General features: G+C 51.4%; 27 protein-coding genes and 1 other annotated feature. Of the genes, 10 read left to right on the top strand and 17 right to left on the bottom strand.

Features of this window, described 5'->3' with window-relative positions; genetic code table 11:
* Positions 1–145 precede the first annotated feature (145 nt).
* A complete protein-coding gene (gene sbcB / locus WFN61_RS11710; RefSeq protein ID WP_144817283.1) occupies positions 146–1,570 on the top strand; it encodes an exodeoxyribonuclease I in 1,425 nt (474 codons plus the stop codon).
* Positions 1,571–1,623: 53 nt separating this feature from the next.
* Here the strand turns inward: sbcB and WFN61_RS11705 are convergent, their stop codons facing one another.
* From WFN61_RS11705 to WFN61_RS11695, 4 genes are all read right to left on the bottom strand, one after another.
* Positions 1,624–2,982: an APC family permease gene (locus tag WFN61_RS11705; RefSeq protein WP_222888250.1), complete on the bottom strand. Its 1,359-nt coding sequence runs from the start codon at positions 2,980–2,982 to the stop codon at positions 1,624–1,626.
* Positions 2,972–3,034 (bottom strand): membrane protein YoeI, encoded by a 63-nt coding sequence (yoeI, locus tag WFN61_RS20965; RefSeq protein WP_103819469.1) that lies wholly within the window; start codon positions 3,032–3,034, stop codon positions 2,972–2,974. Before yoeI ends, WFN61_RS11705 begins: the two co-directional genes overlap by 11 nt.
* A 212-nt stretch (positions 3,035–3,246) precedes the next feature.
* Positions 3,247–4,176 carry a LysR substrate-binding domain-containing protein gene (locus tag WFN61_RS11700; RefSeq protein WP_337038704.1) on the bottom strand — a complete coding sequence of 310 codons (930 nt, stop codon included), beginning with the start codon at positions 4,174–4,176 and terminating at the stop codon, positions 3,247–3,249.
* Between the two features lie 42 nt (positions 4,177–4,218).
* Positions 4,219–5,043 (bottom strand): SDR family oxidoreductase, encoded by an 825-nt coding sequence (locus tag WFN61_RS11695; RefSeq protein ID WP_337038703.1) that lies wholly within the window; start codon positions 5,041–5,043, stop codon positions 4,219–4,221.
* Positions 5,044–5,217: 174 nt separating this feature from the next.
* On the opposite strand from WFN61_RS11695, the gene hisL reads away from it, so the two are divergent.
* The 9 genes from hisL to hisIE all read left to right on the top strand — a co-directional run bounded on the left by hisL (position 5,218) and on the right by hisIE (position 12,427).
* Positions 5,218–5,268, top strand: coding sequence for a his operon leader peptide (hisL, locus tag WFN61_RS11690; protein WP_001364200.1), 51 nt, complete (start codon positions 5,218–5,220; stop codon positions 5,266–5,268).
* Positions 5,244–5,367, top strand: a sequence feature (His leader region). (Overlaps the previous gene by 25 nt.)
* 35 nt (positions 5,368–5,402) lie before the next feature.
* Entirely contained in the window at positions 5,403–6,302 is a 900-nt protein-coding gene (gene hisG / locus WFN61_RS11685; protein WP_144817279.1) for an ATP phosphoribosyltransferase, read from the top strand.
* A gap of 5 nt (positions 6,303–6,307) precedes the next feature.
* Positions 6,308–7,612, top strand: a complete 1,305-nt coding sequence (hisD, locus tag WFN61_RS11680) for a histidinol dehydrogenase (protein ID WP_337038702.1) — start codon at positions 6,308–6,310, stop codon at positions 7,610–7,612.
* On the top strand, positions 7,609–8,670 hold the full coding sequence (hisC, locus tag WFN61_RS11675) for a histidinol-phosphate transaminase (RefSeq protein WP_144817277.1): 1,062 nt from the start codon (positions 7,609–7,611) through the stop codon (positions 8,668–8,670). Before hisD ends, hisC begins: the two co-directional genes overlap by 4 nt.
* Positions 8,667–9,734, top strand: a complete 1,068-nt coding sequence (gene hisB, locus WFN61_RS11670) for a bifunctional histidinol-phosphatase/imidazoleglycerol-phosphate dehydratase HisB (protein ID WP_337038701.1) — start codon at positions 8,667–8,669, stop codon at positions 9,732–9,734. Before hisC ends, hisB begins: the two co-directional genes overlap by 4 nt.
* A complete protein-coding gene (gene hisH, locus WFN61_RS11665) occupies positions 9,734–10,324 on the top strand; it encodes an imidazole glycerol phosphate synthase subunit HisH (protein WP_312282676.1) in 591 nt (196 codons plus the stop codon). Before hisB ends, hisH begins: the two co-directional genes overlap by 1 nt.
* The gene (gene hisA, locus WFN61_RS11660) at positions 10,324–11,061 is read left to right on the top strand and encodes a 1-(5-phosphoribosyl)-5-[(5-phosphoribosylamino)methylideneamino]imidazole-4-carboxamide isomerase (protein ID WP_144817274.1); all 738 of its coding nucleotides are present in this window, start codon (positions 10,324–10,326) and stop codon (positions 11,059–11,061) included. Before hisH ends, hisA begins: the two co-directional genes overlap by 1 nt.
* Positions 11,043–11,819, top strand: coding sequence for an imidazole glycerol phosphate synthase subunit HisF (gene hisF, locus WFN61_RS11655; protein ID WP_144817273.1), 777 nt, complete (start codon positions 11,043–11,045; stop codon positions 11,817–11,819). The genes hisA and hisF overlap by 19 nt, the downstream gene beginning before the upstream one ends.
* A complete protein-coding gene (hisIE, locus tag WFN61_RS11650; protein WP_238085117.1) occupies positions 11,813–12,427 on the top strand; it encodes a bifunctional phosphoribosyl-AMP cyclohydrolase/phosphoribosyl-ATP diphosphatase HisIE in 615 nt (204 codons plus the stop codon). Before hisF ends, hisIE begins: the two co-directional genes overlap by 7 nt.
* A gap of 42 nt (positions 12,428–12,469) precedes the next feature.
* Here the strand turns inward: hisIE and wzzB are convergent, their stop codons facing one another.
* The 13 genes from wzzB to rfbA all read right to left on the bottom strand — a co-directional run bounded on the left by wzzB (position 12,470) and on the right by rfbA (position 25,630).
* The gene (wzzB, locus tag WFN61_RS11645) at positions 12,470–13,453 is read right to left on the bottom strand and encodes an LPS O-antigen chain length determinant protein WzzB (RefSeq protein WP_257758026.1); all 984 of its coding nucleotides are present in this window, start codon (positions 13,451–13,453) and stop codon (positions 12,470–12,472) included.
* Between the two features lie 230 nt (positions 13,454–13,683).
* Entirely contained in the window at positions 13,684–14,850 is a 1,167-nt protein-coding gene (ugd, locus tag WFN61_RS11640; RefSeq protein ID WP_144817270.1) for a UDP-glucose 6-dehydrogenase, read from the bottom strand.
* A gap of 229 nt (positions 14,851–15,079) precedes the next feature.
* Positions 15,080–16,486, bottom strand: coding sequence for an NADP-dependent phosphogluconate dehydrogenase (gene gndA, locus WFN61_RS11635; RefSeq protein WP_144817269.1), 1,407 nt, complete (start codon positions 16,484–16,486; stop codon positions 15,080–15,082).
* A gap of 129 nt (positions 16,487–16,615) precedes the next feature.
* Positions 16,616–17,524, bottom strand: coding sequence for an NAD-dependent epimerase/dehydratase family protein (locus tag WFN61_RS11630; protein WP_337038700.1), 909 nt, complete (start codon positions 17,522–17,524; stop codon positions 16,616–16,618).
* A gap of 41 nt (positions 17,525–17,565) precedes the next feature.
* On the bottom strand, positions 17,566–18,132 hold the full coding sequence (locus WFN61_RS11625) for a DapH/DapD/GlmU-related protein (protein WP_144817267.1): 567 nt from the start codon (positions 18,130–18,132) through the stop codon (positions 17,566–17,568).
* A gap of 2 nt (positions 18,133–18,134) precedes the next feature.
* On the bottom strand, positions 18,135–19,025 hold the full coding sequence (locus tag WFN61_RS11620) for a glycosyltransferase family 2 protein (RefSeq protein WP_337038699.1): 891 nt from the start codon (positions 19,023–19,025) through the stop codon (positions 18,135–18,137).
* Between the two features lie 4 nt (positions 19,026–19,029).
* Positions 19,030–20,280 carry a flippase gene (locus tag WFN61_RS11615; RefSeq protein WP_312282679.1) on the bottom strand — a complete coding sequence of 417 codons (1,251 nt, stop codon included), beginning with the start codon at positions 20,278–20,280 and terminating at the stop codon, positions 19,030–19,032.
* Between the two features lie 12 nt (positions 20,281–20,292).
* Positions 20,293–21,057 carry a glycosyltransferase family 2 protein gene (locus tag WFN61_RS11610; protein ID WP_312633179.1) on the bottom strand — a complete coding sequence of 255 codons (765 nt, stop codon included), beginning with the start codon at positions 21,055–21,057 and terminating at the stop codon, positions 20,293–20,295.
* On the bottom strand, positions 21,054–22,055 hold the full coding sequence (locus WFN61_RS11605; protein ID WP_257758032.1) for a glycosyltransferase: 1,002 nt from the start codon (positions 22,053–22,055) through the stop codon (positions 21,054–21,056). Before WFN61_RS11605 ends, WFN61_RS11610 begins: the two co-directional genes overlap by 4 nt.
* A 4-nt stretch (positions 22,056–22,059) precedes the next feature.
* Complete coding sequence (locus WFN61_RS11600) at positions 22,060–22,899, bottom strand: glycosyltransferase (RefSeq protein WP_337038698.1); 840 nt, start codon at positions 22,897–22,899, stop codon at positions 22,060–22,062.
* A gap of 1 nt (position 22,900) precedes the next feature.
* Entirely contained in the window at positions 22,901–24,157 is a 1,257-nt protein-coding gene (locus WFN61_RS11595) for a hypothetical protein (protein ID WP_144817261.1), read from the bottom strand.
* 8 nt (positions 24,158–24,165) lie between these two features.
* Positions 24,166–24,750, bottom strand: a complete 585-nt coding sequence (gene rfbC, locus WFN61_RS11590) for a dTDP-4-dehydrorhamnose 3,5-epimerase (protein WP_144817260.1) — start codon at positions 24,748–24,750, stop codon at positions 24,166–24,168.
* 1 nt (position 24,751) lies between these two features.
* On the bottom strand, positions 24,752–25,630 hold the full coding sequence (rfbA, locus tag WFN61_RS11585; RefSeq protein ID WP_144817259.1) for a glucose-1-phosphate thymidylyltransferase RfbA: 879 nt from the start codon (positions 25,628–25,630) through the stop codon (positions 24,752–24,754).
* Positions 25,631–25,678: the final 48 nt, after the last annotated feature.

Genomic DNA, 25,678 nt, shown 5'->3' with positions numbered 1-25,678 from the left:
TGGAACAATTGCAAACAAATGTGACAGCGAAGAGGTACGCGGCGGAAGCAGGCACGCAGTTCGGGTAAAAACAGCGCTTTTATTTCTGTTTAGCGGGCGGCATGGTTTACCATAAAGAGGTGATATAACAACAGGACAATATCAGGTGTCAGATTCCGCTGCGCAGCCAACTTTTCTTTTCCACGACTACGAAACCTTCGGAACCAGCCCGTCGCTGGACCGGCCGGCACAGTTTGCCGCCCTCCGCACCGATGAGGATTTCACGCCGATTGGCGAGCCGGAGGTGTTTTACTGCCAGCCTGCCGATGACTATTTGCCGCAGCCGGAAGCCGTGATGATCACCGGCATTACGCCGCAGATCGCCCTGGAAAAAGGTGACAACGAAGCCGCCTTTGCGAAGCGTATCCACGATATCTTTACCGTGCCGGGCACCTGCGTGGTGGGCTATAACAACGTTCGCTTCGATGATGAAGTCACCCGCAACGTTTTCTACCGCAACTTCTATGACCCCTATGCCTGGAGCTGGCAGCACGGTAACTCCCGCTGGGATCTGCTGGACGTGATGCGTGCCTGCTACGCGCTGCGCCCGGAAGGCATCAACTGGCCGGAGAACGATGACGGCCTGCCCAGCTTCCGCCTTGAGCATCTGACGCAGGCCAACGGCATCGAGCACAGCAACGCCCACGACGCGATGGCGGACGTCTACGCGACCATTGCCATGGCGCAGCTGGTTAAAGCCCGCCAACCCAAGCTGTTTAACTACCTCTACGCCTATCGCAGCAAGCAGAAGCTGACCACGCTGATCGACGTGCCGCAGATGAAACCGCTGGTGCATGTTTCCGGTATGTTCGGTGCCCATCGCGGCAATACCAGCTGGGTTGCGCCGCTGGCCTGGCACCCCGAGAACCGAAACGCGGTGATCATGGTCGACCTGGCGGGGGATATGTCTCCTCTGCTGGAACTGGACGCCGACGCCCTGCGCGAGCGCCTCTATACGCCTAAAGCGGATCTGGGCGACGAGTCCCCCGTACCGGTGAAGCTGGTGCACCTCAATAAGTGTCCGGTGCTGGCGCAGGCGAATACCCTGCGTCCGGAAGACGCCGATCGGCTGGGTATCAACCGTCAGGCGTGCCTGGCGAACCTGCAAATTCTGCGCGACAACCCAGAGGTGCGGGAAAAAGTGCTGGCTATCTTCGCCGAAGCCGAGCCGTTTGTACCGTCGGATAACGTTGACGCCCAGCTCTATAACGGCTTCTTTAGCGACGCCGATCGTGCAGCGATGAAAATCGTGCTGGCGACCGATCCGCAGAACCTGCCGGCGCTGGATATTACCTTTGCCGACAAGCGCATTGAGAAGCTGCTGTTTAACTACCGGGCACGCAATTTCCCCGGCACGCTGGATGAAAACGAGCAGCAGCGCTGGCTCCAGCATCGGCGTAACGTTTTTACACCAGAATTTTTGCAGGCCTGGGCGGAAGAGCTGGAGACGCTCTACCAGCAGCACGCGGGGGATAGTGAAAAACTCGCCCTGATCAAAGCCCTGTATCAGTACGCGCAAGAGATTGTATAAACAAAAAAGCCAGCTTCTCAGCTGGCTTTTCTTTTTACTTACGGCTTAGCGCATTACGCAACGTCTTCGTACTGCGGGACCGGGTTGCGGAAGCTTTTAGTCACGCAGGCCAGGTAAACCAGACCGATACCGCCCCAGATCAGACCCAGAATCATTGAGCTCTCTTCCAGGTTCAGCCACAGCGCACCTACGGTCAACGCACCGCACAGCGGCAGGATCAGGAACTGGAAGTGATCTTTCAGCGTCTTGTTACGCTTCTCACGGATCCAGAACTGTGAAATCACCGACAGGTTAACGAAGGTAAAGGCTACCAGCGCACCGAAGTTGATCAGCGCCGTCGCAGTCACCAGGTCAAAGTTAATCGCCAGCAGGGCAATCGCGCCCACCAGCAGCACGTTCCAGGCCGGGGTGCGCCATTTCGGGTGCACGTAGCCAAAGAAGCGGCTCGGGAATACGCCGTCACGGCCCATCACATACATCAGGCGGGAAACGCCTGCGTGCGCTGCCATGCCAGAAGCCAGTACGGTAATGGTCGAGAAGACCAGCACGCCGAACTGGAAGGTTTTACCCGCCACGTAGAGCATGATTTCCGGCTGAGACGCGTCAGGATCTTTGAAGCGGCTGATATCCGGGAAATAGAGCTGCAGGAAGTAGGAGGCCACGATAAACACCAGGCCGCCAATCAGCGCTGTCAGGAAGATCGCTTTCGGGATCACGCGCTCGGCGTCTTTGGTCTCTTCCGACAGAGAAGAGATGCCGTCGAAGCCCAGGAACGAGAAGCACAGAATGGTCGCACCGGTGATCATCGGCACCACGTGCGCGCCTTCAGACCAGAACGGACGGGAGCTGGTCAGCGTACCCGCACCTTCACCGTGCGCCACGCCGTAAACAATCAGGCCGACGATGGCTGCCACAATACCCATCTGCAGAATAACAATCAGGGTGTTGAAGTTGGCTACGGATTTAATGCTGCGCAGGTTCGAGATGGTCATAAAGGCCACCAGCGCTACCACAAAGATCCACGACGGCACGCTGGGCACCAGCGCTTCAAAGTAGATTTTAGCCAGCAGGATGTTGATCATCGGCATGAACAGATAGTCCAGCAGCGACGACCAGCCCACCATAAAGCCCACGGCCGGGCTAATGGATTTTTGGGCATAGGTGTAGGCTGAGCCAGCGGACGGGAAACGACGCACCAGTTTACCGTAGCTCAGGGCAGTAAAGAGAATAGCCACCAGCGCAAACGCATACGCGGTCGCGACATGACCATCGGTCAGACCAGAGACAATGCCGAACGTATCGAACAGCGTCATCGGCTGCATATAGGCAAGACCCATCATAACAACCGGAATCAACGTAAGCGATTTACGCAGTTCCACGCGAGAGGTTTTTGGAGTAACGTTATGCGACATGGTCAGCCCCCATTACGGCGAATGCCGTCGCAATAGCAAAAAATTGCCCCATTTTGTTTCTTTCCTCAGCGACAACGACTGTCGGTTTTTAAATGTGTATCTATCCGGTACGAAGCCCGGCCTCTTGGATTTAAATGACGTATTGATGCAAAAAAAATAACCGACGCGTTTAACGTCGGTTAGTGTCATTTTTTGCAGGCGACATATTTTGCCCCAAACTGAGGCGCGATGACAAGATGGCATACACCCATCAGGCCATCTTTTTTAACGCACGCCTGATTCACGGCCGCTCACCGGAATGTAAACGCCAGCGATCGCACTATTTGCTAAAATTTCCGTGCACCACCAGCCGCTTGCCAGCCCTGCGGTCTGCTCATTCCAGCCCATCCAGACCGGTTCGGCTGAGATTGGCGCGACCACCTGCTTCTCTACCAGCGCGCCGCTATTTAAGAAAAGCTGCGCCATATAGCGTGGCAAATAGCCACAGCCAAGACCGCCAATCAGCAGATCCAGTTTAGCCTTAAAATCAAAAACGGTGATCGCCTCCTGATCCTCCAGCAGCAGCTGGGAGTGTGAGCAGCCCGGCCGCGCTTCGCCAACGACAATAGCGCGATGGCGTTTGATTACCCTCCGGGGGAGCGGCTCCGCAGCCCCAGCCAGCGGATGATGGGGCGCAACGGCAAAGACCTGCTCAAGGCTGCCAAGCCTGGCAAAGCCAAATCCGCTGAGCGGCGGTGGGTCGTGCAGCGCACCGACGATAATATCGGCCCGCCCCTGAATTAACGCCTCCCACGATCCCGACAGTACGCCATTAATAAACGCCAGCCGGGTTACGCTGTGCTGCAGATAGAAGGCATCGATAAGCGGTAAAAGCAGTGAGAAGGGAAAGGTGTCATCCACACCAATAGTAAGATGGCTCTCCCAGCCCTCGTTGAGCTTGATGGCCTGCTTCTCCAGCTCGCGCACCGTGTGCAGCACCTCCCTCCCCTTATCCAGCAGCATCTGGCCGGTGCGGGTAAACCTGGCCCGATGGCCGCTGCGGTCGAGAAGCTGAATATTAAGATCGCTCTCCAGCTTATGCACGGTGTAGCTCAGCGCAGAGGGCGTTTTGTAGAGCTTCGCCGAGGCCGCAGCAAAGCTGCCCTCTTTTTCGAGGGCATCAAGGATAACGAGAACATCCAGCAATGGTTTCATGTTCGCCCCATAGGGTGTGCGACCAGTCCCCAGGCTGCTGCCCTACTCCATCGGCATGATCAGCGGATCGGGATACTGATATTCGAACCCTAATTCATTGGTGATGCGGCTCCCGTCAACAAGCTTGCCCTTGCTGTCAGCGTCGCTCTCGGTAAACTGCGGCGGCGCCAGGCCCAGCTGGCGAGCCATCACCGGGTAAAATTCAGATCGCGCAGGGTGCTTAGGCGCGCAGAGGTTGTAGATATGCCCCCCCTTCGGCGACTGCAATAACAGCGTAATCGCGGCGATAACGTCTTCCAGGTGCACCAGATTAACGCCCTGGCTGCCGTTGGGAGCTGTTTTACCGGCGAAGAAGCGCCCCGGATGGCGACCCGGCCCGACCAGCCCGGCAAGCCGAAGGATATCCACCGACGTACCCGGCAGGTTATGCAGCCACTCCTCCAGCTCTTTCAGGGTGCGCCCGCTGTGGGTCACCGGCTGAAGCGGCATGCTCTCTTTGACGGTGCCCTCTGCGTTACCGTATACCGACGTCGAGCTGGTAAAGATAATGCGCGGAATACGCCTCGCCAGCGCGCTGTCGACAATCTCCTGCACCGCCTGCAGATAGAATGTGTTCCCGCTGCCGCTCCGTCGGGCGGGCAGCGTGACCACCAGCGCATCCACGTTCATCAGCGCTTCCAGGTCGTCAGCGTCACACACCAGCTCCGGCTCAAGCTTCAGCGGATAGCTTTCAATACCGCACATGCGCGCCGCTTCGACGCCGTCGTGGGTCGTTTTACTGCCGGTAACCTGCCAGCCCTTTGACTGCAGCGAGAGCGCCAGCGGCATCCCCAGCCAGCCTAAACCGACAATCGCGACTTTTTTCATCCTTAATTCTCCCGGCTTTCATACGTTAGGATTAAGGCTACGCCAGGCAAGGGCAACTGACAATTCAGAAGGCAAGATGAAATGATGTAATGATGTAAAAAAGCCCTTGCTTTCAGCGGGCAAAGTGGTTTAGGTTAATTGACAAGACATGAATAAGCATTCATTGGAAATTTTATGACACGTGTTCAATTTAAACACCACCATCATCACCATCATCCTGACTAGTCTTTCAGGCGATGTGTGCTGGAAGACGTTTGGATCTTCCAGTGGTGCATGAACGCATGAAAAAGCCCCCGGAAGATCCTCTTCCGGGGGCTTTTTTTTGAACCTAATTCAGGCAGGATAAGAGGATAAGTAGAATGTTAGATAACTCCCGTTTACGCATAGCTATGCAGAAATCTGGCCGCTTAAGCGATGATTCACGCGAACTGCTGGCCCGCTGCGGCATCAAAATTAATCTGCACACGCAGCGTCTGATTGCGCTGGCAGAGAATATGCCCATCGATATTCTGCGCGTACGTGACGACGACATTCCGGGGCTGGTCATGGACGGCGTGGTGGATCTCGGCATTATCGGCGAGAACGTGCTGGAAGAGGAGTTGCTGACCCGTCGCGCACAGGGCGAAGACCCGCGCTACTTTACCCTGCGCCGTCTCGATTTTGGCGGCTGCCGCCTGTCGCTGGCCACCGCCGTTGACGAGCCGTGGGACGGCCCGGCAGCATTGAACGGTAAACGTATCGCGACCTCCTATCCGCACCTGCTGAAGCGCTACCTCGATCAGAAAGGCGTCGCGTTTAAATCCTGTCTGCTGAACGGCTCGGTCGAAGTGGCCCCGCGCGCGGGCCTGGCCGATGCTATCTGTGACCTGGTCTCGACCGGGGCGACGCTCGAAGCCAACGGCCTGCGTGAGGTAGAGGTGATCTATCGCTCGAAAGCCTGCCTGATCCAGCGCGACGGCGAGATGCCGGCGGCCAAGCAGCAGCTGATCGACAAGCTGCTGACCCGTATCCAGGGCGTTATCCAGGCCCGCGAATCAAAATACATCATGATGCATGCTCCGACCGAGCGTCTTGACGAGGTGATTGCCCTGCTGCCGGGCGCTGAACGTCCGACCATTCTGCCGCTGGCAGGCGACCAGCAGCGCGTAGCAATGCACATGGTCAGCAGCGAAACGCTGTTCTGGGAAACCATGGAGAAGCTGAAGGCGCTGGGGGCCAGCTCTATTCTGGTGCTGCCGATTGAGAAGATGATGGAGTAATGGCCATGAGCTTCAATACCGTTATCGACTGGAACACCTGTAGCGACGAGCAGCAGCGCGATCTGCTGATGCGTCCGGCAATCTCCGCCTCGGAAAGCATCACCCGCACGGTGGTAGAGATCCTCGACAATGTAAAAGCACGCGGCGACGACGCCCTGCGTGAATACAGCGCTAAATTTGATAAAACCGAGGTCGGCGCGCTGAAGGTCACCGCGCAGGAGATCGCCGACGCCAGCGCCCGCCTGGGTGATGATATCAAGCAGGCGATGGCCGTGGCGGTGAAGAACATCGACACCTTCCACCAGGCGCAAAAGCTCCAGCCTGTGGATGTGGAAACGCTGCCCGGCGTGCGCTGCCAGCAGGTGACCCGCCCGATAGCCTCCGTAGGCCTCTATATTCCCGGTGGCTCCGCGCCGCTGTTCTCAACGGTATTGATGCTGGCCACGCCGGCGCGCATCGCAGGCTGCCAGCGGGTAGTGCTCTGCTCGCCGCCGCCGATTGCCGATGAGATCCTCTATGCCGCCAGTCTCTGTGGCGTGCAGGAGGTCTTCAAGGTGGGCGGGGCGCAGGCCATCGCCGCCCTGGCCTTTGGCACCGAATCGATCCCCTCGGTGGATAAAATTTTTGGCCCTGGCAACGCTTTCGTAACCGAAGCCAAGCGCCAGGTCAGCCAGCGGCTGGACGGGGCGGCGATTGATATGCCCGCCGGTCCGTCTGAGGTACTGGTGATTGCCGACAGTGGCGCAACGCCGGATTTCGTCGCCTCGGATCTGCTCTCCCAAGCCGAACACGGCCCGGATTCGCAGGTGATCCTGCTGACGCCGGACACGCAGATGGCTGAAGCAGTAGCCGACGCCGTTGAGCGCCAGCTGGCCGAGCTTCCGCGCGCCGACACCGCCCGCCAGTCGCTGGCCGCCAGCAGGCTGATCGTCGCGAAGGATCTTGCCCAGTGCGTAGCTATCTCCAACGCCTACGGCCCGGAACACCTGATTATTCAGACGCGCGACGCCCGCTCGCTGGTAGACAGCATCACCAGCGCGGGATCGGTGTTTCTCGGCGACTGGTCGCCGGAGTCGGCGGGCGACTATGCATCGGGGACCAACCACGTGCTGCCGACCTACGGCTACACTGCCACCTGCTCCAGCCTCGGGCTGGCGGATTTCCAGAAGCGCATGACGGTGCAGGAGCTGTCCCGGGAGGGCTTCTCGGCGCTGGCGGCGACTATTGAGACCCTGGCGGCGGCCGAGCGTCTGCACGCCCACAAGAATGCCGTTACCCTGCGCGTTAACGCCCTCAAGGAGCAAGCATGAGCATTGAAGATTTAGCGCGCGAGAACGTGCGAAACCTGACGCCCTATCAGTCCGCTCGTCGCCTGGGCGGCAAAGGCGACGTCTGGCTGAACGCCAACGAGTTCCCTACCCCGGTGGCCTTTGAGCTGACCCAGTCATCGCTCAACCGCTACCCGGAGTGCCAGCCGAAAGCGGTGATTGAGGGTTACGCCCGCTATGCTGGTCTGCAGCCGGAGCAGGTGCTGGTCAGCCGCGGCGCGGACGAAGGTATCGAGCTGCTGATTCGCGCCTTCTGCGAGCCAGGCAAGGACGCGGTGCTCTACTGCCCGCCGACCTACGGCATGTACAGCGTGAGCGCCGAAACCTTCGGCGTTGAGGCGCGCACCGTTCCGGCGCTGGAGAGCTGGCAGCTCAATCTGGAGGGCATCTCTGAGTCCCTCGATGGGGTAAAGCTTATCTATGTGTGCAGCCCCAACAACCCGACCGGGCAGATTATCGACCCGCAGGATATGCGTGCCCTGTTAGAGATGACCCGTGGAAAAGCACTGGTGATTGCCGACGAGGCCTACATTGAGTTCTGTCCGCAGGCGACGCTCAGCGGCTGGCTGGCGGACTATCCGCACCTGGTGATCTTACGCACGCTGTCGAAAGCCTTTGCGCTGGCCGGTCTGCGCTGCGGCTTTACCCTCGCAAGCCAGGAGATTATCGCCCTGCTGCTGAAGGTGATTGCCCCCTACCCGCTCTCGACCCCGGTCGCCGAGATCGCCGCTCAAGCCCTCTCCCCAGCGGGCATTGAGGCTATGCAGGGCCGGGTGGCGCAGATCCTCAACGAACGCCGCTACCTGGTTGAGCAGCTGCGCACGATTCCCTGCGTGGAAACGGTATTCGATTCAGAAACCAACTATATTCTGGCGCGCATCACCGCCTCCAGCGCGGTATTTAAATCCCTGTGGGATCAGGGCATTATTCTACGCGATCAAAACAAACAACCCTCTTTAAGCGGCTGCCTGCGGATCACCATCGGTACCCGGGAAGAGAGCCAGCGCGTCATCGACGCCCTACGTGCGGAGCAAGTATGAGCCAGAAGTATCTTTTTATTGACCGTGACGGCACCCTGATTAGCGAGCCGCCGAGCGACTTTCAGGTCGATAGCTTTGAAAAACTGGCCTTTGAGCCAGATGCCATCCCGGTGCTGCTTAAGCTGCAGGCGGCAGGCTTTAAGCTGGTGATGATCACTAATCAGGATGGACTGGGCACGGCCAGCTTCCCGCAAGAGCACTTTACCGGCCCGCACAACCTGATGATGCAGATCTTCACCTCCCAGGGCGTGATCTTTGACGAGGTGCTGATCTGTCCGCACCTGCCCGCCGACGAGTGCGACTGCCGTAAGCCGAAGGTGAAGCTGGTTGAAGGCTATCTCGCCAACGAGGCGCTGGATAAGGCCAACAGCTACGTGATTGGCGATCGAATGACGGACGTGACCCTGGCCGAAAACATGGGTATCACCGGCCTGCGCTACGATCGAGAAACGCTGAACTGGCGCGCCATTGGTGACCAGCTGACCAAACGCGACCGCTACGCCCACGTCGAGCGTAAGACCAAAGAGACGCAGATTGACGTGAAGGTATGGCTGGATCGCGAAGGCGGCAGCAAAATTAACACTGGCGTGGGTTTCTTTGATCACATGCTGGATCAGATTGCCACTCACGGCGGTTTCCGCATGGAGATTCAGGTCAAGGGCGATCTCTACATTGACGATCACCACACCTTGGAAGACACCGGCCTGGCGCTCGGCGAGGCGCTGAAACTGGCCCTCGGCGACAAGCGCGGCATTAACCGCTTTGGCTTTGTCCTGCCGATGGACGAGTGCCTGGCCCGCTGCGCGCTGGATATCTCCGGGCGTCCGCACCTTGAGTACAAGGCCGAGTTTACCTACCAACGCGTGGGTGACCTGACCACCGAGATGGTTGAGCACTTCTTCCGCTCGCTCTCCTACACCATGGCCGTCACCCTGCACCTGAAAACCAAGGGCAAGAACGATCACCATCGCGTGGAGAGCCTGTTTAAGGCCTTTGGCCGTACGCTGCGTCAGGCGATCCGTGTGGAAGGCGATACCCTTCCCTCCTCGAAAGGAGTGCTGTAATGAACGTGGTGATCCTCGATACCGGCTGCGCCAACCTGCACTCGGTAACCTCTGCGGTTGCCCGCCACGGCTACCAGCCGGTGGTGAGTCGCGATCCGGACGTGGTGCTGCGCGCCGATAAGCTCTTTTTACCTGGCGTAGGGACGGCGCAGGCTGCGATGGATCAGATCCACCAGCGCGAACTGCTGAACCTGATCCGAGCCTGCACCCAGCCGGTGCTCGGGATCTGCCTCGGCATGCAGCTGTTGGGCAGTCGCAGCGAAGAGACCCACGGCGTAGAGCTGCTGGGGATTATCGATGAGCCAGTGGTTAAGATGGAGGACGTCGGTCTTCCTTTACCGCACATGGGCTGGAACCGCGTCTACCCGAAAGCGGGCGATCGCCTGTTTCGCGGCATTGAGGACGGGGCCTACTTCTACTTCGTGCACAGCTACGCCATGCCGGTGAATGCCCAGACCATCGCCCAGTGCCACTACGGCGCGCCCTTCACCGCCGCCGTGCAGAAAGATAACTTCTACGGCGTCCAGTTCCACCCGGAGCGCTCCGGCGCGGCGGGCGCGCAGCTGCTGAAAAACTTCCTGGAGATGTAATGATTATTCCAGCGTTAGACTTAATTGATGGCACGGTAGTCCGCCTGCATCAGGGGGACTACGCGCAGCAGCGCGACTACGGTAACGATCCGCTGACCCGCCTGCAGGGCTATGCCGCCGAAGGTGCAGAGGTGCTGCACCTGGTCGATCTGACCGGGGCGAAAGATCCGGCTAAGCGGCAGATCCCGCTGATTAAAACCCTGGTAGCTGGCGTAAACGTGCCGGTGCAGGTCGGCGGCGGGATCCGCACGGAAGAGGACGTTGCCGCCCTGCTGGAAGCAGGCGTTGCCCGCGTGGTGGTCGGCTCGACGGCGGTAAAATCCCCTGAGGTCGTTAAAGGCTGGTTCACGCGCTTCGGCGCAGAGGCGCTGGTGCTGGCGCTTGACGTACGCATCGACAACGAGGGCGTAAAGCAGGTGGCGGTCAGCGGCTGGCAGGAGAACTCCGGCGTATCGCTGGAAGAACTGATTGAAACTTATCAGCCCGTGGGCCTGAAGCACGTCCTGTGCACGGATATCTCTCGCGATGGCACCCTTGCAGGCTCCAACGTCTCGCTGTATGAAGAGGTGTGCGCCCGCTATCCGCAGATCGCTTTTCAATCCTCGGGCGGCATCGGCGGGCTACAGGATATCGCCGCCCTACGTGGTACCGGGGTGCGCGGGGTGATCGTTGGCCGGGCGCTGCTGGAAGGCAAATTTAACGTAACGGAGGCGATCCAATGCTGGCAAAACGGATAATTCCCTGTCTGGACGTGCGCAACGGCCAGGTGGTAAAAGGCGTGCAGTTCCGCAACCATGAGATCATTGGCGACATCGTCCCCCTGGCAAAGCGCTATGCAGAGGAAGGCGCGGACGAGCTGGTGTTTTACGATATCACCGCCTCCAGCGATGGACGCGTCGTGGATAAGAGCTGGGTCTCCAGCGTAGCAGAAGCGATCGATATCCCTTTCTGTGTAGCGGGTGGGATTAAATCCGTTGACGACGCGGCACAGATCCTCTCCTTTGGCGCGGACAAGATCTCTATTAACTCACCGGCCCTGGCCGACCCGGAGCTGATCACCCGCCTCGCCGACCGCTTTGGCGTGCAGTGTATCGTCATCGGCATTGATACCTGGTTTGATGAAGCTACCGGCAAATATCACGTTAATCAGTATACCGGTGACGAGAGCCGTACCCGCGTCACCACCTGGGAGACGCTGGACTGGGTACAGGAAGTCCAGAAGCGTGGCGCGGGTGAAATCGTGCTCAACATGATGAACCAGGACGGGGTGCGTAACGGATACGATCTGGTGCAGCTGAAGAAGGTGCGCGAGGTCTGCCATGTTCCGCTGATCGCCTCCGGTGGCGCGGGAACCATGGAGCACTTCCTGGAAGCCTTCCGGGATGTTGACGTCGACGGGGCGCTGGCCGCATCAGTGTTCCACAAGCAGATTATTAATATTGGTGAACTGAAAGCGTACCTGGCACTGCAGGGCGTGGAGATAAGGATATGTTAACAGAGCAACAACGCAGCCTGCTGGACTGGACCAAAACCGATGGGCTGCTGCCTGCCGTGATCCAACATGCGGTATCCGGCGAGGTGTTAATGCTGGGCTATATGAACCAGCAGGCGCTGGCGAAGACCGAAGAGAGCGGGCTGGTCACGTTCTACTCGCGCACCAAACAGCGCCTGTGGACCAAGGGTGAAACCTCCGGCAACGTGCTTAATGTGGTCAGTATCACGCCGGACTGTGACAACGACACGCTGCTGGTGCTGGTCAATCCCGTCGGTCCAACCTGTCATACCGGCACCACCAGCTGCTTTGGTGAAGAGAAGAGCCATCAGTGGCTGTTCCTCTACCAGCTGGAGCAGCTGCTGGCAGCGCGCAAAAGCGCCGATCCTGCCAGCTCCTACACGGCGAAGCTCTACGCCAGCGGCACCAAGCGTATCGCCCAGAAGGTCGGGGAAGAAGGGGTTGAAACCGCCCTCGCCGCTACCGTTAACGACCGCGAAGAGCTGACTAACGAAGCCTCCGATCTGATCTACCACCTGCTGGTACTGCTGCAGGATCAGGATCTGGACATGACGGCCATCATTGAAAACTTGAGAGCGCGGCACAAGTAGTACCGCAGAGATAAAAAAACCGGGCAAGCCCGGTTTTTTTTATTACGCTTTCGGCTGGTAGTTTCGCAGCGCGTTGCGGGTAAGGACGTAGCCGGAGCCAAGGATAAGACCCAGCAACACGGCCATAATCAGTGTTAACGCGCGTTTCGGGCTATCACGCCATATTGGCAGAGTAGGCTTCATAACGTAGCGGTAGCTGTGCATATTGGACGGATCGGGCTTCAGACGTGCAATATCCAACAGGTTTTTGCGCATCTGGTAATAGCTTTCCGGATAAACTAACGGTCGGGATGCTTCATTTTTAACCATAGATTCCAGCGCTTCCCCACCCAGCAGGAAGAGCGTATCCTGCGTTACCTCTTGGGTTTGCTGCACCTGTGGATTCTTAATTTGCGCCTCTTGTGCGACCTTCAACGCCTCTGAGATCTGTTTCAGGCGCAGATCTTTCTGTTCCTGAGCCACCTTCTCCTGGGTCGCTAATAGTGCAACCAGTTCATTTGTGCGCGACTTAATGTTTACTGAGAGATCCAGGTCGAGTTCGTCAGCGATCTGTTCGTCTACCTGCTGAATGTACTGGGCCAGCGTTTTCTGTGCATTTTCTGCAGAATCGCCCTGATAAGTAAGTTTTAACGGCAGGGCCTGCCCGCGCACCGCAGAGTCGATAGTGAGCTTTTCAGGCTCCTCCTGGTTTTCTAAAATTTCCGATAGTGCAGAGAAAGCAGCATTAAAGCGACCTATAACGCGCTGCTGGATATTATCGATATCGGCAGATGAGACCCCGTTAAGGACGCTCATTGCGTTGGTGTAGCCAGTAATCTGACCCGCATCCGGCATAGTGATAACTGCCGTTGAGGTCCATTTCTCTTTAGCCACAGTCAAATACACTGCTGCTAATGCCAGGGTAGCAACCACAAAAATTGCAATTGTCCATTTGCTGCGCCAAAGCTGCAGCAGAAGATCAATCATATCAACTTGTTCAGGATTGTAATTTCCCTTTCTTACCACATCATTGTCGTTGTGCGTCATAGCAACCTTTGTGATGAAAGCGCAAGTAACCGTTACGTTTAGCGTAGTTTACCCAAGGCGTTTTTTTTTACTATAAGATTCATTCTAATTCATTACCTGAATGTTGCAGAGTCAGTGTTCACCCCCATCCAGGTGTACAAAATATGAACAATTCAAGCACATAGCCCGACAAACTGAACAAAAAAAAGCCTGATGCTTGGCATCAGGCTTTTGCCTTCCAGAACGGTACATTAGTCATTGCCAAACAGATCGCGGGTGTAAACTTTTTCTGCAACGTCAAGTAACTCTTCCGCCATACGATTTGAGATAATAACGTCGGCCTCTTGCTTGAAGGCAGTGATATCACGCACAACACGTGAGTTGTAGAACTGTTCTTCTTTCATTACCGGTTCGTAGATAATAACTTCGACACCTTTCGCTTTGATACGCTTCATAATGCCCTGAATGGAAGAGGCGCGGAAATTGTCGGAGCCGCTTTTCATTATCAGACGATAAACCCCCACCACTTTCGGCTGGCGCGCCAATATCGCATCGGCAATAAAATCTTTGCGGGTGCGGTTGGCTTCGACAATAGCCGAAACAATGTTGTTTGGTACGGATTTATAGTTAGCTACCAGCTGCTTGGTATCCTTCGGCAAACAGTAACCGCCATAGCCAAATGAAGGGTTATTATAGTGATTGCCAATACGGGGATCGAGACACACCCCTTCAATAATCTGTCGGGTATTTAAACCCAGGCTTTCAGCGTAGCTGTCCAGCTCATTAAAGTAAGCCACGCGCATCGCCAGATAGGTATTAGCAAAAAGCTTAATGGCTTCGGCTTCGGTTGAGTCTGTAAACAGAACGGGAATATCGGTTTTAATCGCGCCCTCTACCAGCAAGGCAGCAAAACGCTCAGCACGCAGCGACTGCTCGCCGATGACAATCCGGGAGGGATGCAGGTTATCGTACAGCGCCCGCCCTTCACGCAGGAACTCCGGGGAGAAGATAACGTTATCAATGCCCAGCGTCTCTTTAATTTTTTGCGTAAAGCCAACGGGAACCGTTGATTTGATTACCATCACCGCATTGGGATTAATTTCATTTACATCCTTGATGACGGCTTCAACGCTGGTCGTGCAAAAGTAGTTGGTTTTCGGATCGTAATCCGTAGGCGTAGCAATAATCACATAATCTGCATCACGATAGGCATCGTACTTATCGGTAGTGGCGCGAAAATTGAGCGGCTTGGTTTTAAGATATTCCTCAATTTCTTTATCAGCAATCGGCGACTTTTCCTGATTCAGCAGATCCACTTTTTCTTGCACGATATCCAGCGCAACAACTTCATGATTCTGGGCAATTAAAATGCCGTTGGAGAGGCCTACATAACCTGTACCGGAGATGGTAATTTTCATACGTTTGACTTTTTCTCGTTAAAGAACGTAGTGCCTGAAAACGACACAGCCAGTGAGTGGAACGGCTTTAACGATAACGACACTCAGATTACAGTGTCAATACACTCTCCTCATATTCAGATAAGCTTCATAATCTGTAGCAGATACATACCTTTTTTAACAAATTACAATCAGACAAAATAAAAAAAGCCCGGCAGAACCGGGCTTAATAACGAATTAATAAATCAGATTATTCCATCCATTCGGTATGGAATACACCCTCTTTATCGGTACGTTTGTAGGTGTGTGCACCAAAGTAGTCGCGCTGGGCCTGGATCAGGTTCGCCGGCAGCACCGCAGAGCGGTAGCTGTCATAGTAAGCAACGGCTGCGCCAAAGGTCGGCACTGGGATACCATTCTGTACAGCATAAGCCACGACGTCACGCAGCGCCTGCTGGTAGTCATCGGCAATCTGCTTAAAGTAAGGTGCCAGCAGCAGGTTGGCAATCGCCGGGGTCTCAGCGTAGGCGTCGGTAATTTTCTGCAGGAACTGGGCACGGATGATGCAGCCCGCGCGGAAAATCTTCGCGATTTCACCGTAGTTCAGATCCCAGTTATACTCTTCCGACGCGGCGCGCAGCTGAGAGAAGCCCTGAGCATAGGAGACGATTTTGCCCAAGTAGAGCGCACGACGCACCTTCTCGACGAATTCGGCTTTGTCACCGGCTGGCTTAGCCTGCGGTCCGCTCAGGACTTTAGAGGCGGCAACGCGCTGCTCTTTCAGCGAAGAGATGTAACGCGCAAACACCGATTCAGTGATCAGCGACAGCGGCTCGCCCAGATCCAGCGAGCTCTGGCTGGTCCACTTACCGGTGCCTTTGTTGGCAGCTTCATCAAGGATCACATCGACCAGGTATTTACCCTCTTCATCTTTCTTAGTGAAGATATCTTTAGTGATGTCGATCAGGTAGCTGCTCAGCTCGCCTTCGTTCCACTCGGTGAAGGTCTGGGCCAGCTCTTCATTAGAGAGGTTCAGGCCACCCTTCAGCAGGGCATAGGCTTCAGCAATCAGCTGCATATCGCCATATTCGATGCCGTTGTGAACCATCTTCACATAGTGACCGGCACCGTCAGCACCGATATAGGTTACACACGGCTCGCCGTCTTCCGCTACCGCAGCAATCTTGGTGAGGATCGGCGCAACCAGCTCATAAGCCTCTTTCTGGCCCCCAGGCATAATGGAAGGCCCTTTCAGCGCCCCCTCTTCACCACCGGAAACGCCGGTACCGATAAAGTTAAAGCCTTCAGCAGAGAGTTCACGATTACGACGAATGGTGTCATGGAAGAAGGTGTTGCCGCCATCAATGATGATGTCGCCTTTATCCAGGTAAGGTTTAAGCGAGTTGATAGCAGCATCGGTACCCGCACCCGCCTGCACCATTAACAGGATACGACGCGGCGTTTCAAGAGACTCTACAAACTCTTGTACGGTATAGTAAGGCACCAGCTTCTTACCTGGGTTTTCAGCAACGACTTCTTCAGTTTTTTCACGGGAGCGGTTGAAAACGGAAACGGTATAACCACGGCTTTCGATGTTGAGCGCCAGGTTGCGCCCCATAACGGCCATACCTACAACGCCGATCTGCTGTTTAGACATTACATACTCCTGTCAGGTGTGTTTTGCAGCTGGTTAACATTTCAGCTGGTTAAGTAACAAATATGTTAACTCAGGATTTTCTCAGGTGATAGTACCGATTTATGCTAAACGATAAATCGGTATGACAAATTATTTATCCATTGCACTTTTAATAAACGCTGAGATCCCATCAACTAAAGGGGTGAGCGGATAAGGGCCAATCACATCCGTTAATCGCTGGTTACATAGAATATTTGAAGGAATCAAGCTGCGGTGAATATCAATATATTTCTTTTCAACGCCACTGTTACCCGCTAACTCCAGCACCGTTTCAACAATATGAATAGTCGAGGTCCCATAGCCTGAACCGATATTGAAAATAGTGTAAGGAGGATTAATATAGTTAAAAAGAGTATAAAAAGCTGAAACAAAATCATCAATATAGATGTAGTCTCTGACCTCTGTACCCGTACCCCAAATTTCAATATCTTTACCGCTTTTTATTTTTCCTAAAAGAATAGCGATCAACCCCTGATTAGCATACAAATTTTGATGCCGTCCATAAGGGTTTGAAGGTCTGATAATGAGGTAGTCTCTGTTCAGAGCGGCACTGCGTTGCGCCACATACTCTTCTAGTTCAACCTTGCTTTTCCCATAGGAGCAGGTCGGTGAAAGCGGATCCGTCTCTTTATGCGGTTCCGGGCTGGTCTTATAGATCCTGCCACCGGAAGAAAAATAGACCACGCGCTTGACGATTGTGTAGAGAAAATCAATCGCCGAACGGTTTTCCGCTAAACGTGCTTCGTAGTCAGTGGGATCAGCATTAACAGGGATATTGTTAACGAGATAGATCGCGCTATCGATAGTTGATTCGGAAAAATGGCTTAGCTTAACATCGATTTCCGAGAGTTCACCGCTGATAAAAGTTAGCCCTGCAAAATCTAATTGTGGTTTGTTCCGTCCATAGACAATAACCTGCCAGGACTCTTTGATAAATTTTTCAATCAGATTAAGCGCTATAAAACTTGATCCGCCGATGATTAAAACGTGCTTGCTCATTACCCCACCCCAGGCTGATTAGGGATACGTTGAAAAATGATTCAGATATTTTTTAAAACCTTTGCCGGTATGCCGCCAATGACTACATTGTCAGGAAATGAGCGTGTCACAACCGAATTAGCCGCTACCACAACATTATTACCTAAGGTTACGCCCGATAGGATCTTAACGTTATCGCCTAGCCAGCAGTTTTTTCCAAGCTTTGTCGCATCGCGGATCGTCAGTGGACGATGTTTTGGCAATATCATTGCTGAGTCACCGCCGAAGGAATGGTCATGATCGCTAATTAGCACGTCGCTCCCAATCAGACAACCATCCTCAATCGTAACGGATTCAGCAGCAGCAATATGCACATTCTGACTTAAAGAGACATCATTACCGATGATGATACTCCCTGTGCCAATAGCATCTAGCCAGGTCTGGTTTCCTAAAATAACATGGCGTCCAAGCTTTATATTTTTAGAACCAACGATAGATATATTTTTACCTACGATGAGCCCCTGCGTCGAAAATGCATAGCTATAATACTTATTACGTAATTTGTTATAGGGGAAAAACAAGGCTTTTAATGTCAATAACAAAGAACGTTCGCTTGAAAGACGAGACATTGCTAGCTCCGGCTGATTGTTTTTTTAATTTTACATGCCACGCGAATTAACAGCCAGGCTGGCAAACCATAGGTTTTTTTCAAAATCTCGTCAGCATCATCCGTAATAAAGGTAAAACCTTGATTGGTGTATACCGTTTTATAGTACCAGGGAATAACAAATTTCTGATACATTTTCCATTTAACCGCATTGAACGTTGTCTCAGAAACTTCACCTGCTTTAACTTTATCTTTAATTAACCCGAGATAGATAAGGCAGAAGCACTCAAAGAGGTTATATCCCCCCTTGCCTGCCACGGCGATATTTTCAAAGACCGTCTTATCACAAATGAGATAACGTGTATTTGTAGAGTTTAACAACAGCGATGTGTGAGGGAACATGGGGTTAACATCTTCTTTCTCATGCGGTATTTTGTCGAAATCCGCCTTCCAGATGCTAAACGCCGAACTCCAGCTATTCTGAAAATGCGTCGCGGCGATAAACTCATCTTTCGAATTACACCGCGTATTTTCTGCAAGCTTTAGGGTTCCATTAGCGAAAAAGATCGTTGGCTTATCGACCAGATTCTGCTTCGCTAGCTCGACAAGATACCTAAACTGGCCCGACAGAAAGCAGCTGTAATCATTATGCAGCTTTAGCAGTGCACCGCTGCCGTTGCGTAAGGCTACAATCGAATTATAAAAACCGAGGACGGGATTACGAACGTGCTTGATATTGTAGCCTTGAGCAGCAATACAATCGCAATGGTTTTTGATGACGTCATTATCCGAATTATCAGAAATAACTATTTCAAAATCGTTAGCATCAACGCCATCATTAATTATAGAATCAATCGTTTTAGTTAAATGTTCCAGACGGTCTTTAGTTGGAATACAAATTGAGACAATTGGCATAATATTATTTATCGAATAATTTAAATGGATTTGATGAGGCTGAGATAAAGTACCAGAACATACTCACCACAATAATTTCGATGACAACTGATGCGATACTTACGCCCCAGGCGGCTAAGAAATAAGCGCCTATAAAAAGCAACGGCAGGCCGATGATCCCACATATGATATACGTCAGGCTGAACTGCTTCTTCATGCCGCGCGGCAGCATGATCTGTATTCCTAACAGGTTAGCAATAGCCACGACCGGTGGGATCCAGATAAGTATTTTAAGCACGCTAGCCGCCTCCATCAGATCTTCTCCATAGAAGATCCGAATCAACTCGTCTGAAAGCAGCATCACCACCAGAGAAAATCCGAAGAAAGGTAACACAAAGAATTTAAACATCACGCGAATAAGCTTCAGCGCTGACTCTTCTTCTTTAATCATTAACTTGCTTAAACGGGGATAGATTGCCTGTGAGACCGGGTTGATCACCGACTGTAATGCTATGCGAATCTTATCTGCGGCTGAAAAGACCCCTACGCTACCCGCACCTGCAAAATATCCTAAAATAAGAGGGATACTCGTTGTATAAAGGCTGACAAAGGACGTGGATACAAATATGTCCCAACTATCTTTAAGTTCCTCAACAACGTCGCGAAAGCTGATTCGTGTCCATTGCACCATGCCGCTTGAAAAGCAGTACACCAGCGCAATGACAGCAGCAATGATAGGCATAATACTCTGGATAACGATCGCCAATAAAAGGTCGCTTTTTGCTGTCACCATCCAGAAAATAAGAATAATCCCCGCCACGCGCGAAATGAAGTTGCAGATAGCAATCCAAATCATTTTTTCATAAGCTTGATATAGCCAAATAGGGAAAAAAACGCTTCCCAGGACGCTCAGGTATCCCAGGTTTAAATATAGCGTATAGTGCTGATACTGCGGTAACAAGAGTAATACCGCATTCATCGCAACAAAACCAATCCCTGCGATCAACAGTTTGGCACTAATAACAGCAAAGAAGAACGTTGATACGCTCTGCTTATCCTCAATATTAATTGCGATCTTACGCGTCGCGGTCAGATTGAACCCATACTCGCTAGCAATAATAAAATACTGGATAACCGTCAGGATAAGTATATATATACCGAACAACTCAATGCCTAACACTCTGACCAGTAAGGGGATGATCAGCAGAGGCAGTAAATAATTTACTGCCTGAATACTAAACAGAGAGAAAATATTTTTAAGCAGAAGCTTATCCAATGCTATTCCCTCTTATAAACTATGCGGCATCGTTTTCTTTACCCACAGATAGCGTACCATGCTCCTCAGATGCCAGAAGAAGCTTTTAGAAAGCAGCTTCCGGTTGGAGTGGGCAGCAAAGTGCAACGCCTTAACGGTAGGATAGAAAGTGACTTTCTCTTTCTGTAACGCCATGGATCGTAAGCAGATATCAATATCTTCACAATACATAAAATAGCTTTTATCAAATCCGCCAATCTGCTGGTATAGCTCAGCGTCGAACATCAAGAAGGAACCAGAAGCCCAATCAACCTTAGCCGGTTCTGTAATTTTACTTTTGTCGATAATGGTTGGGTTAGCCCCGGTTAAATAAGACTTGAAGAAATCAGTTAGGGTTGGGAAATGACGAACGGCATTATCATAGGTTTTAAAATTAATGTCTTTATACAGATTTACCGTTGCCAGACGTACACGATCGTGGCGCATTTTTTCTACTAACTCAAAAATTCGCTCTTTCTCAATGACCACATCCGGGTTCAGTACGAGGAACCAGTCGTCCTCGCCGATCCCATTTTTAAATGCCGCATCAAATACTTTGTTATTATTTTCACCAAAGCCGCATTTAATCTCATTTGCAAGATAATTGATATTGTGATTTTGACACCACTCCTTGAGCCCAGCCTCTTTGACATTATCAATTAAATAAACATCAAAATAGGGGGCAAGATGCTCCAGGCTTTGCAAGTCTTTAATTATTTTAAAATGTTTATGAGAAACTACAGATATAACGATACTCACTGATTTTTCCCTTTAATGATTTGCTCTTTTACGTCATCTAACCACTGAAGCTGGATGTGCTTTAATAGATTCAAGCGAGCGTTGATATCTGCAGCAGGAAAACTATTAGTTGTGATAACTTGCTCAATCTTATTTACTGCTGTCTCTACACTATACTGTTCATCGAGTACGTTAACCCCTTCAAGTTCGTACTCCTGCATAGCCAGCGCCGAAGGGATCGCGGTAGAAACAACGTGGCACCCTGCCACAAACGCCTCAAGATTTGGTAGCCCCAATCCTTCCCACTGCGAGAGGCAAACAAATACTTTAGCCCTGAGCAGCACGTCCACAAAATCTTTACGATTTACGTTGCTGATAATATTCTTACCGGACAGGGCCTGTCGCGAGGCGTTAATAATGCAGACGTTATATTTTTTATCTTCCAGAGACATCATAACCTGTAGCGTCTTATCAGGATCTTTATATTTTCCATCTCTGATAATAGCAACGGCATCAATTTCTTTTTCTTTTCCCTCTACCGCATCAATTTCAAAAGGAACAAATGATAAGCCTTTAACCGCGGTGGGTTTGATGCGCTGAACTCTTGCTGCAAGGGTAGTATTCGTAAAGAGCAGGTGGCGCGCAGAAAGATAATTCTGCCAAAAAATGGCCCCCACTTTTTTCAACCGCTGCGGATAAAAATCGGCTTCCAGATCCTGTACTAAAGCAAACTGGCTGCGTTTTATAAAATTAAAAAGCGATGTCAGATGATGTGTCGCAATATAATTTTTATAAAACAGCGCCTGTACAGAAAGAGAAAAAAATGCGAACAGGTTTTTTAAGGAGTTTATCAAACCGCGCTGGGGCTTAACCAGCACGACATCATGAGCGCGTTTTTTCTGGGAGCCTGACAGGCAATAGACGGTAATTCCTTCATTTTCCAGATAATTTGCAAGTTCTAAAGATACCAGGTTTCCACCAGATAATGCAAACCGAGGTATTGCTATGTGGATAATCACGTCATTAACCTTTAAAATATTTTATATCTTTATACTTCATTGCCATATAGGCACGGTGCGCAAAAAAGTAAACATTTACAATTGCGCTTTCAAAGATATTCCTTGAATGCAATATTTTTCTCGAACGCACCATCTCGTTATAGCGCGTACGTAAGCTATCTGAATTGGCATTAAGCGTACACAGACTCAGGTCGTGCTCAAAGCTGTAGTCCATCACGAACACGCTGCCTTTGGTTTTACGAACAAACTGCATGATATCATCATCGGTACAGTAGTTTCGCAGTTGTTCATTGTAACGGTAGCCATGCTTAACAATATAGGATAACGCTATTATCATCCCACTATTAATCGCAGAAACCGTGCTGCTACTGATGAACCCCTTCGGTGCGCTATCGTAGTAAAAACCTTTTAAATAGAGGATTTTCGTTGGGCTGACAATCTGTTCTTTGAACTTCACTACCGGCAATATAACATCCGGAGTCTGCTGATTAGTGATACTTTCAAATGTTGAGAAATAACCACTATCGAACTCTGAATCCTGATCCAGTACAAAAAGATAATCTTTTTCATTCTGGTACAGTTCAATAACTCTGTTATAGAGCTTCGATAAGGCCAGATTCTCAGGGGTGTTAATATATTTTGCCGTTAGCCCCAGTCCAGTTAACTTACTCATTGCCTCATCAACATGCGCTTCATTAATGCTGGCACTGCTGTTGTCCCAAAAAAGAACCTCATACCCTTCTGCACTATGCGCGCTATTCTCAAACGCTTTTTCTAACGAGATGAAGCTGTGCGTTTTAGTTATTATCTCATTATACAAAACAACCAGAATGATATTTTTCATTTTAAACCGTTAACTCTTTTTTCGTTTGAGAATTATAAACCAGCCAAATAAAGTACGCAGTCATAATCTTTTCAGAAAAATAGATAGGTCCTTTAAGGGCAAAACTGACGATCAACCCTGCCATACTGATACCAAACAATACTTTGAGTGCTGAACTGTTGATCTCAGTATAGACAACATGGTTTTTGATAAAATGCCATGTATACCCCAGGACAAAGATTAAGCCGGTAATACCGAATGCGATATAATTTAACAGGATGCCAGAGTCCGTTTTGTATATGAAATGATGCGGTTCGCTAAGGCTTGGCTGGGCCCAAAAACCGAAACCTGTTAGCGGTGGTACTTCCCAAGGGATGAAAAGATAGCTATCAATGAGTTCATTGGTCGAAGCCGTTTCAAACGACCCGGTATCCATATAGTTATAAATAGGTTCAAAAACAAACTGCAGGAATCGTGTGAACTGGTCTATACCCATTACAGCAATCACAGCCATTATCGCTAAGGTGATGAACGCGGCTAAATTGACTGAATAAAATATCTTACGACGACAGTACAGGAAGAAGAATATAAATATCGTCAGCACTAAAATAAAACCGCTTCTGCCAGCAATCAATGAGAGAACGGTAATGATGAGCGTAATAAGCAGGAACTTAAAGTTTACCGTAAACTTATACGACGTACACCACGGTAGGAAAAACAGATAAAGGATACCATAAGCTATTGAAGTATCATAAATTGACAGCCCGGCAAGACCGGTAGCCCTGAAGTGCCCCACGTCAGCCAACGCTTTCCATTCGTCTGTCAGCTCGATAATTGAGTTAAACGCTTCTCTGAAAGGAGGCAGTGAGAGCTGTAGAATCACAATCGTAAACTGGAAATAGAGCGCAAAGGCAACAGATTGACGAATGACGGTGTGGAAATCGCCCCGTGTTCTGGTGATATCTTGAGCAATATTACGTATTAATAGACAGCACCCAAAAGGTATCAGTATCGCTTTAGATAAGTAGCGAAACAGGACAAAAAGATAATCATTATTCTGGCCAATAAAAAAACATACAAGCATTAATACAAGGAAAAATGCCCACCATTTAATCTCGGTTACGATAATTGCAGGCATCTTTCTGCCTAAAATACTTTGGCCGATCCCTAATAGCGCAAATAAAAGCGGGGGATAAAACTTCACCCCCCCCAGAATATAGCTACCGGAAAAAAGACTAAATGTTACGATCAAATTTAGAAATAATTTATTAGCCAGCATAATTTTTATTAATGGTTACTCTTTAAAGTAGCTACATCCAAATTTTTAAAATTTGAAACTACATCAGAGAATGACGGCAAGATCTTATCTTTATCTGAAACCAGTAACTCACCGTGCGCTGGCCAGTCGATATTCAGATCGGTATCGTTCCACTTAATTCCCGCTTCCATTGCTGGCATATAGTAGGTTGTGGTTTTATAGAGAAACTCAGCCGTATCACTTAATGTCAGGAACCCATGGGCAAACCCTTCCGGGATCCAGAGCTGGCGTTTGTTCTCAGCGGATAAGTTAACGCCCACCCACTGCCCTAGCGTCGGTGAATTTTCGCGGATATCAACGGCGACATCGAATACTTCACCTACAGCGCAGCGCACCAGTTTACCTTGCGCGTGGGGAGCCTGTTGATAATGCAAACCACGCAGCACACCCTTACTGGATTTAGAATGGTTATCCTGCACAAATTCAACGTTGCGCCCAACCGCCTCTTCAAAGATCCGCTGGTTGAAGCTCTCCATAAAGAATCCGCGCGCATCGCCAAAGACCCTGGGCTCAAAAATCAGTACCTCGGGAATGGCTGTCTTGATCACATTCATTTCAATAACCTTTGATCATCTTAAGCAGATATTGACCGTACGCATTTTTGGATAGCGGTGCTGCCAGCTTTTTGACCTGTTCAGCATCGATAAAGCCTTTCCGGAAAGCGATCTCTTCCGGGCAGGAGACTTTCAGCCCCTGGCGCTCTTCAATGGTTTCAATAAAGTTGCTGGCCTCGATCAGGCTCTGGTGAGTCCCCGTATCCAGCCATGCAAAACCACGGCCCATCATTGCTACCGACAGTTTACCCTGCTCCAGGTAGAGACGGTTGATATCGGTAATTTCCAGCTCCCCACGCGGAGAGGGCTTGAGGCTCTTCGCCATTTCAACGACGCTGTTGTCGTAGAAGTAGAGGCCGGTTACTGCATAGTTACTCTTCGGCTCCAGCGGTTTCTCTTCAAGAGAGATGGCCGTGCCGTTGCTATCAAACTCTACTACCCCGTAACGTTCTGGATCGTTAACATGGTAGGCAAAGACGGTTGCCCCGCTCTCTTTGCTTACGGCTGCTTCCAGCTGTTTCGGCAGATCGTGGCCATAGAAGATGTTATCACCCAGCACCAGGGCACAGTTATCGTCGCCGATGAACTCTTCGCCAATGATAAAGGCCTGAGCCAAACCATCCGGGCTCGGCTGTACTTTGTACTGCAGATTCAGGCCCCACTGGCTACCATCACCCAGCAGCTGCTCAAAACGCGGCGTATCCTGCGGAGTACTGATGATCAAAATGTCACGAATGCCCGCCAGCATTAACGTCGAGAGCGGATAGTAGATCATCGGCTTGTCATAGATCGGCAGCAGCTGCTTGCTGACGGCCATCGTGACCGGATAAAGACGGGTCCCAGATCCGCCTGCGAGAATAATACCTTTACGTGTTTTCATTTTTTTCTCTGTGTACAAAAAATGCCCGACACCGGGCATTATCAATTT

The sequence above is a fragment of the Pseudescherichia sp. AS216 genome (assembly GCF_037152055.1).
Taxonomy (GTDB): domain Bacteria; phylum Pseudomonadota; class Gammaproteobacteria; order Enterobacterales; family Enterobacteriaceae; genus Pseudescherichia.
The sequence above is the reverse complement of the archived record's forward strand: the minus strand, read 5'-3'. Positions and strand labels throughout refer to the sequence as shown.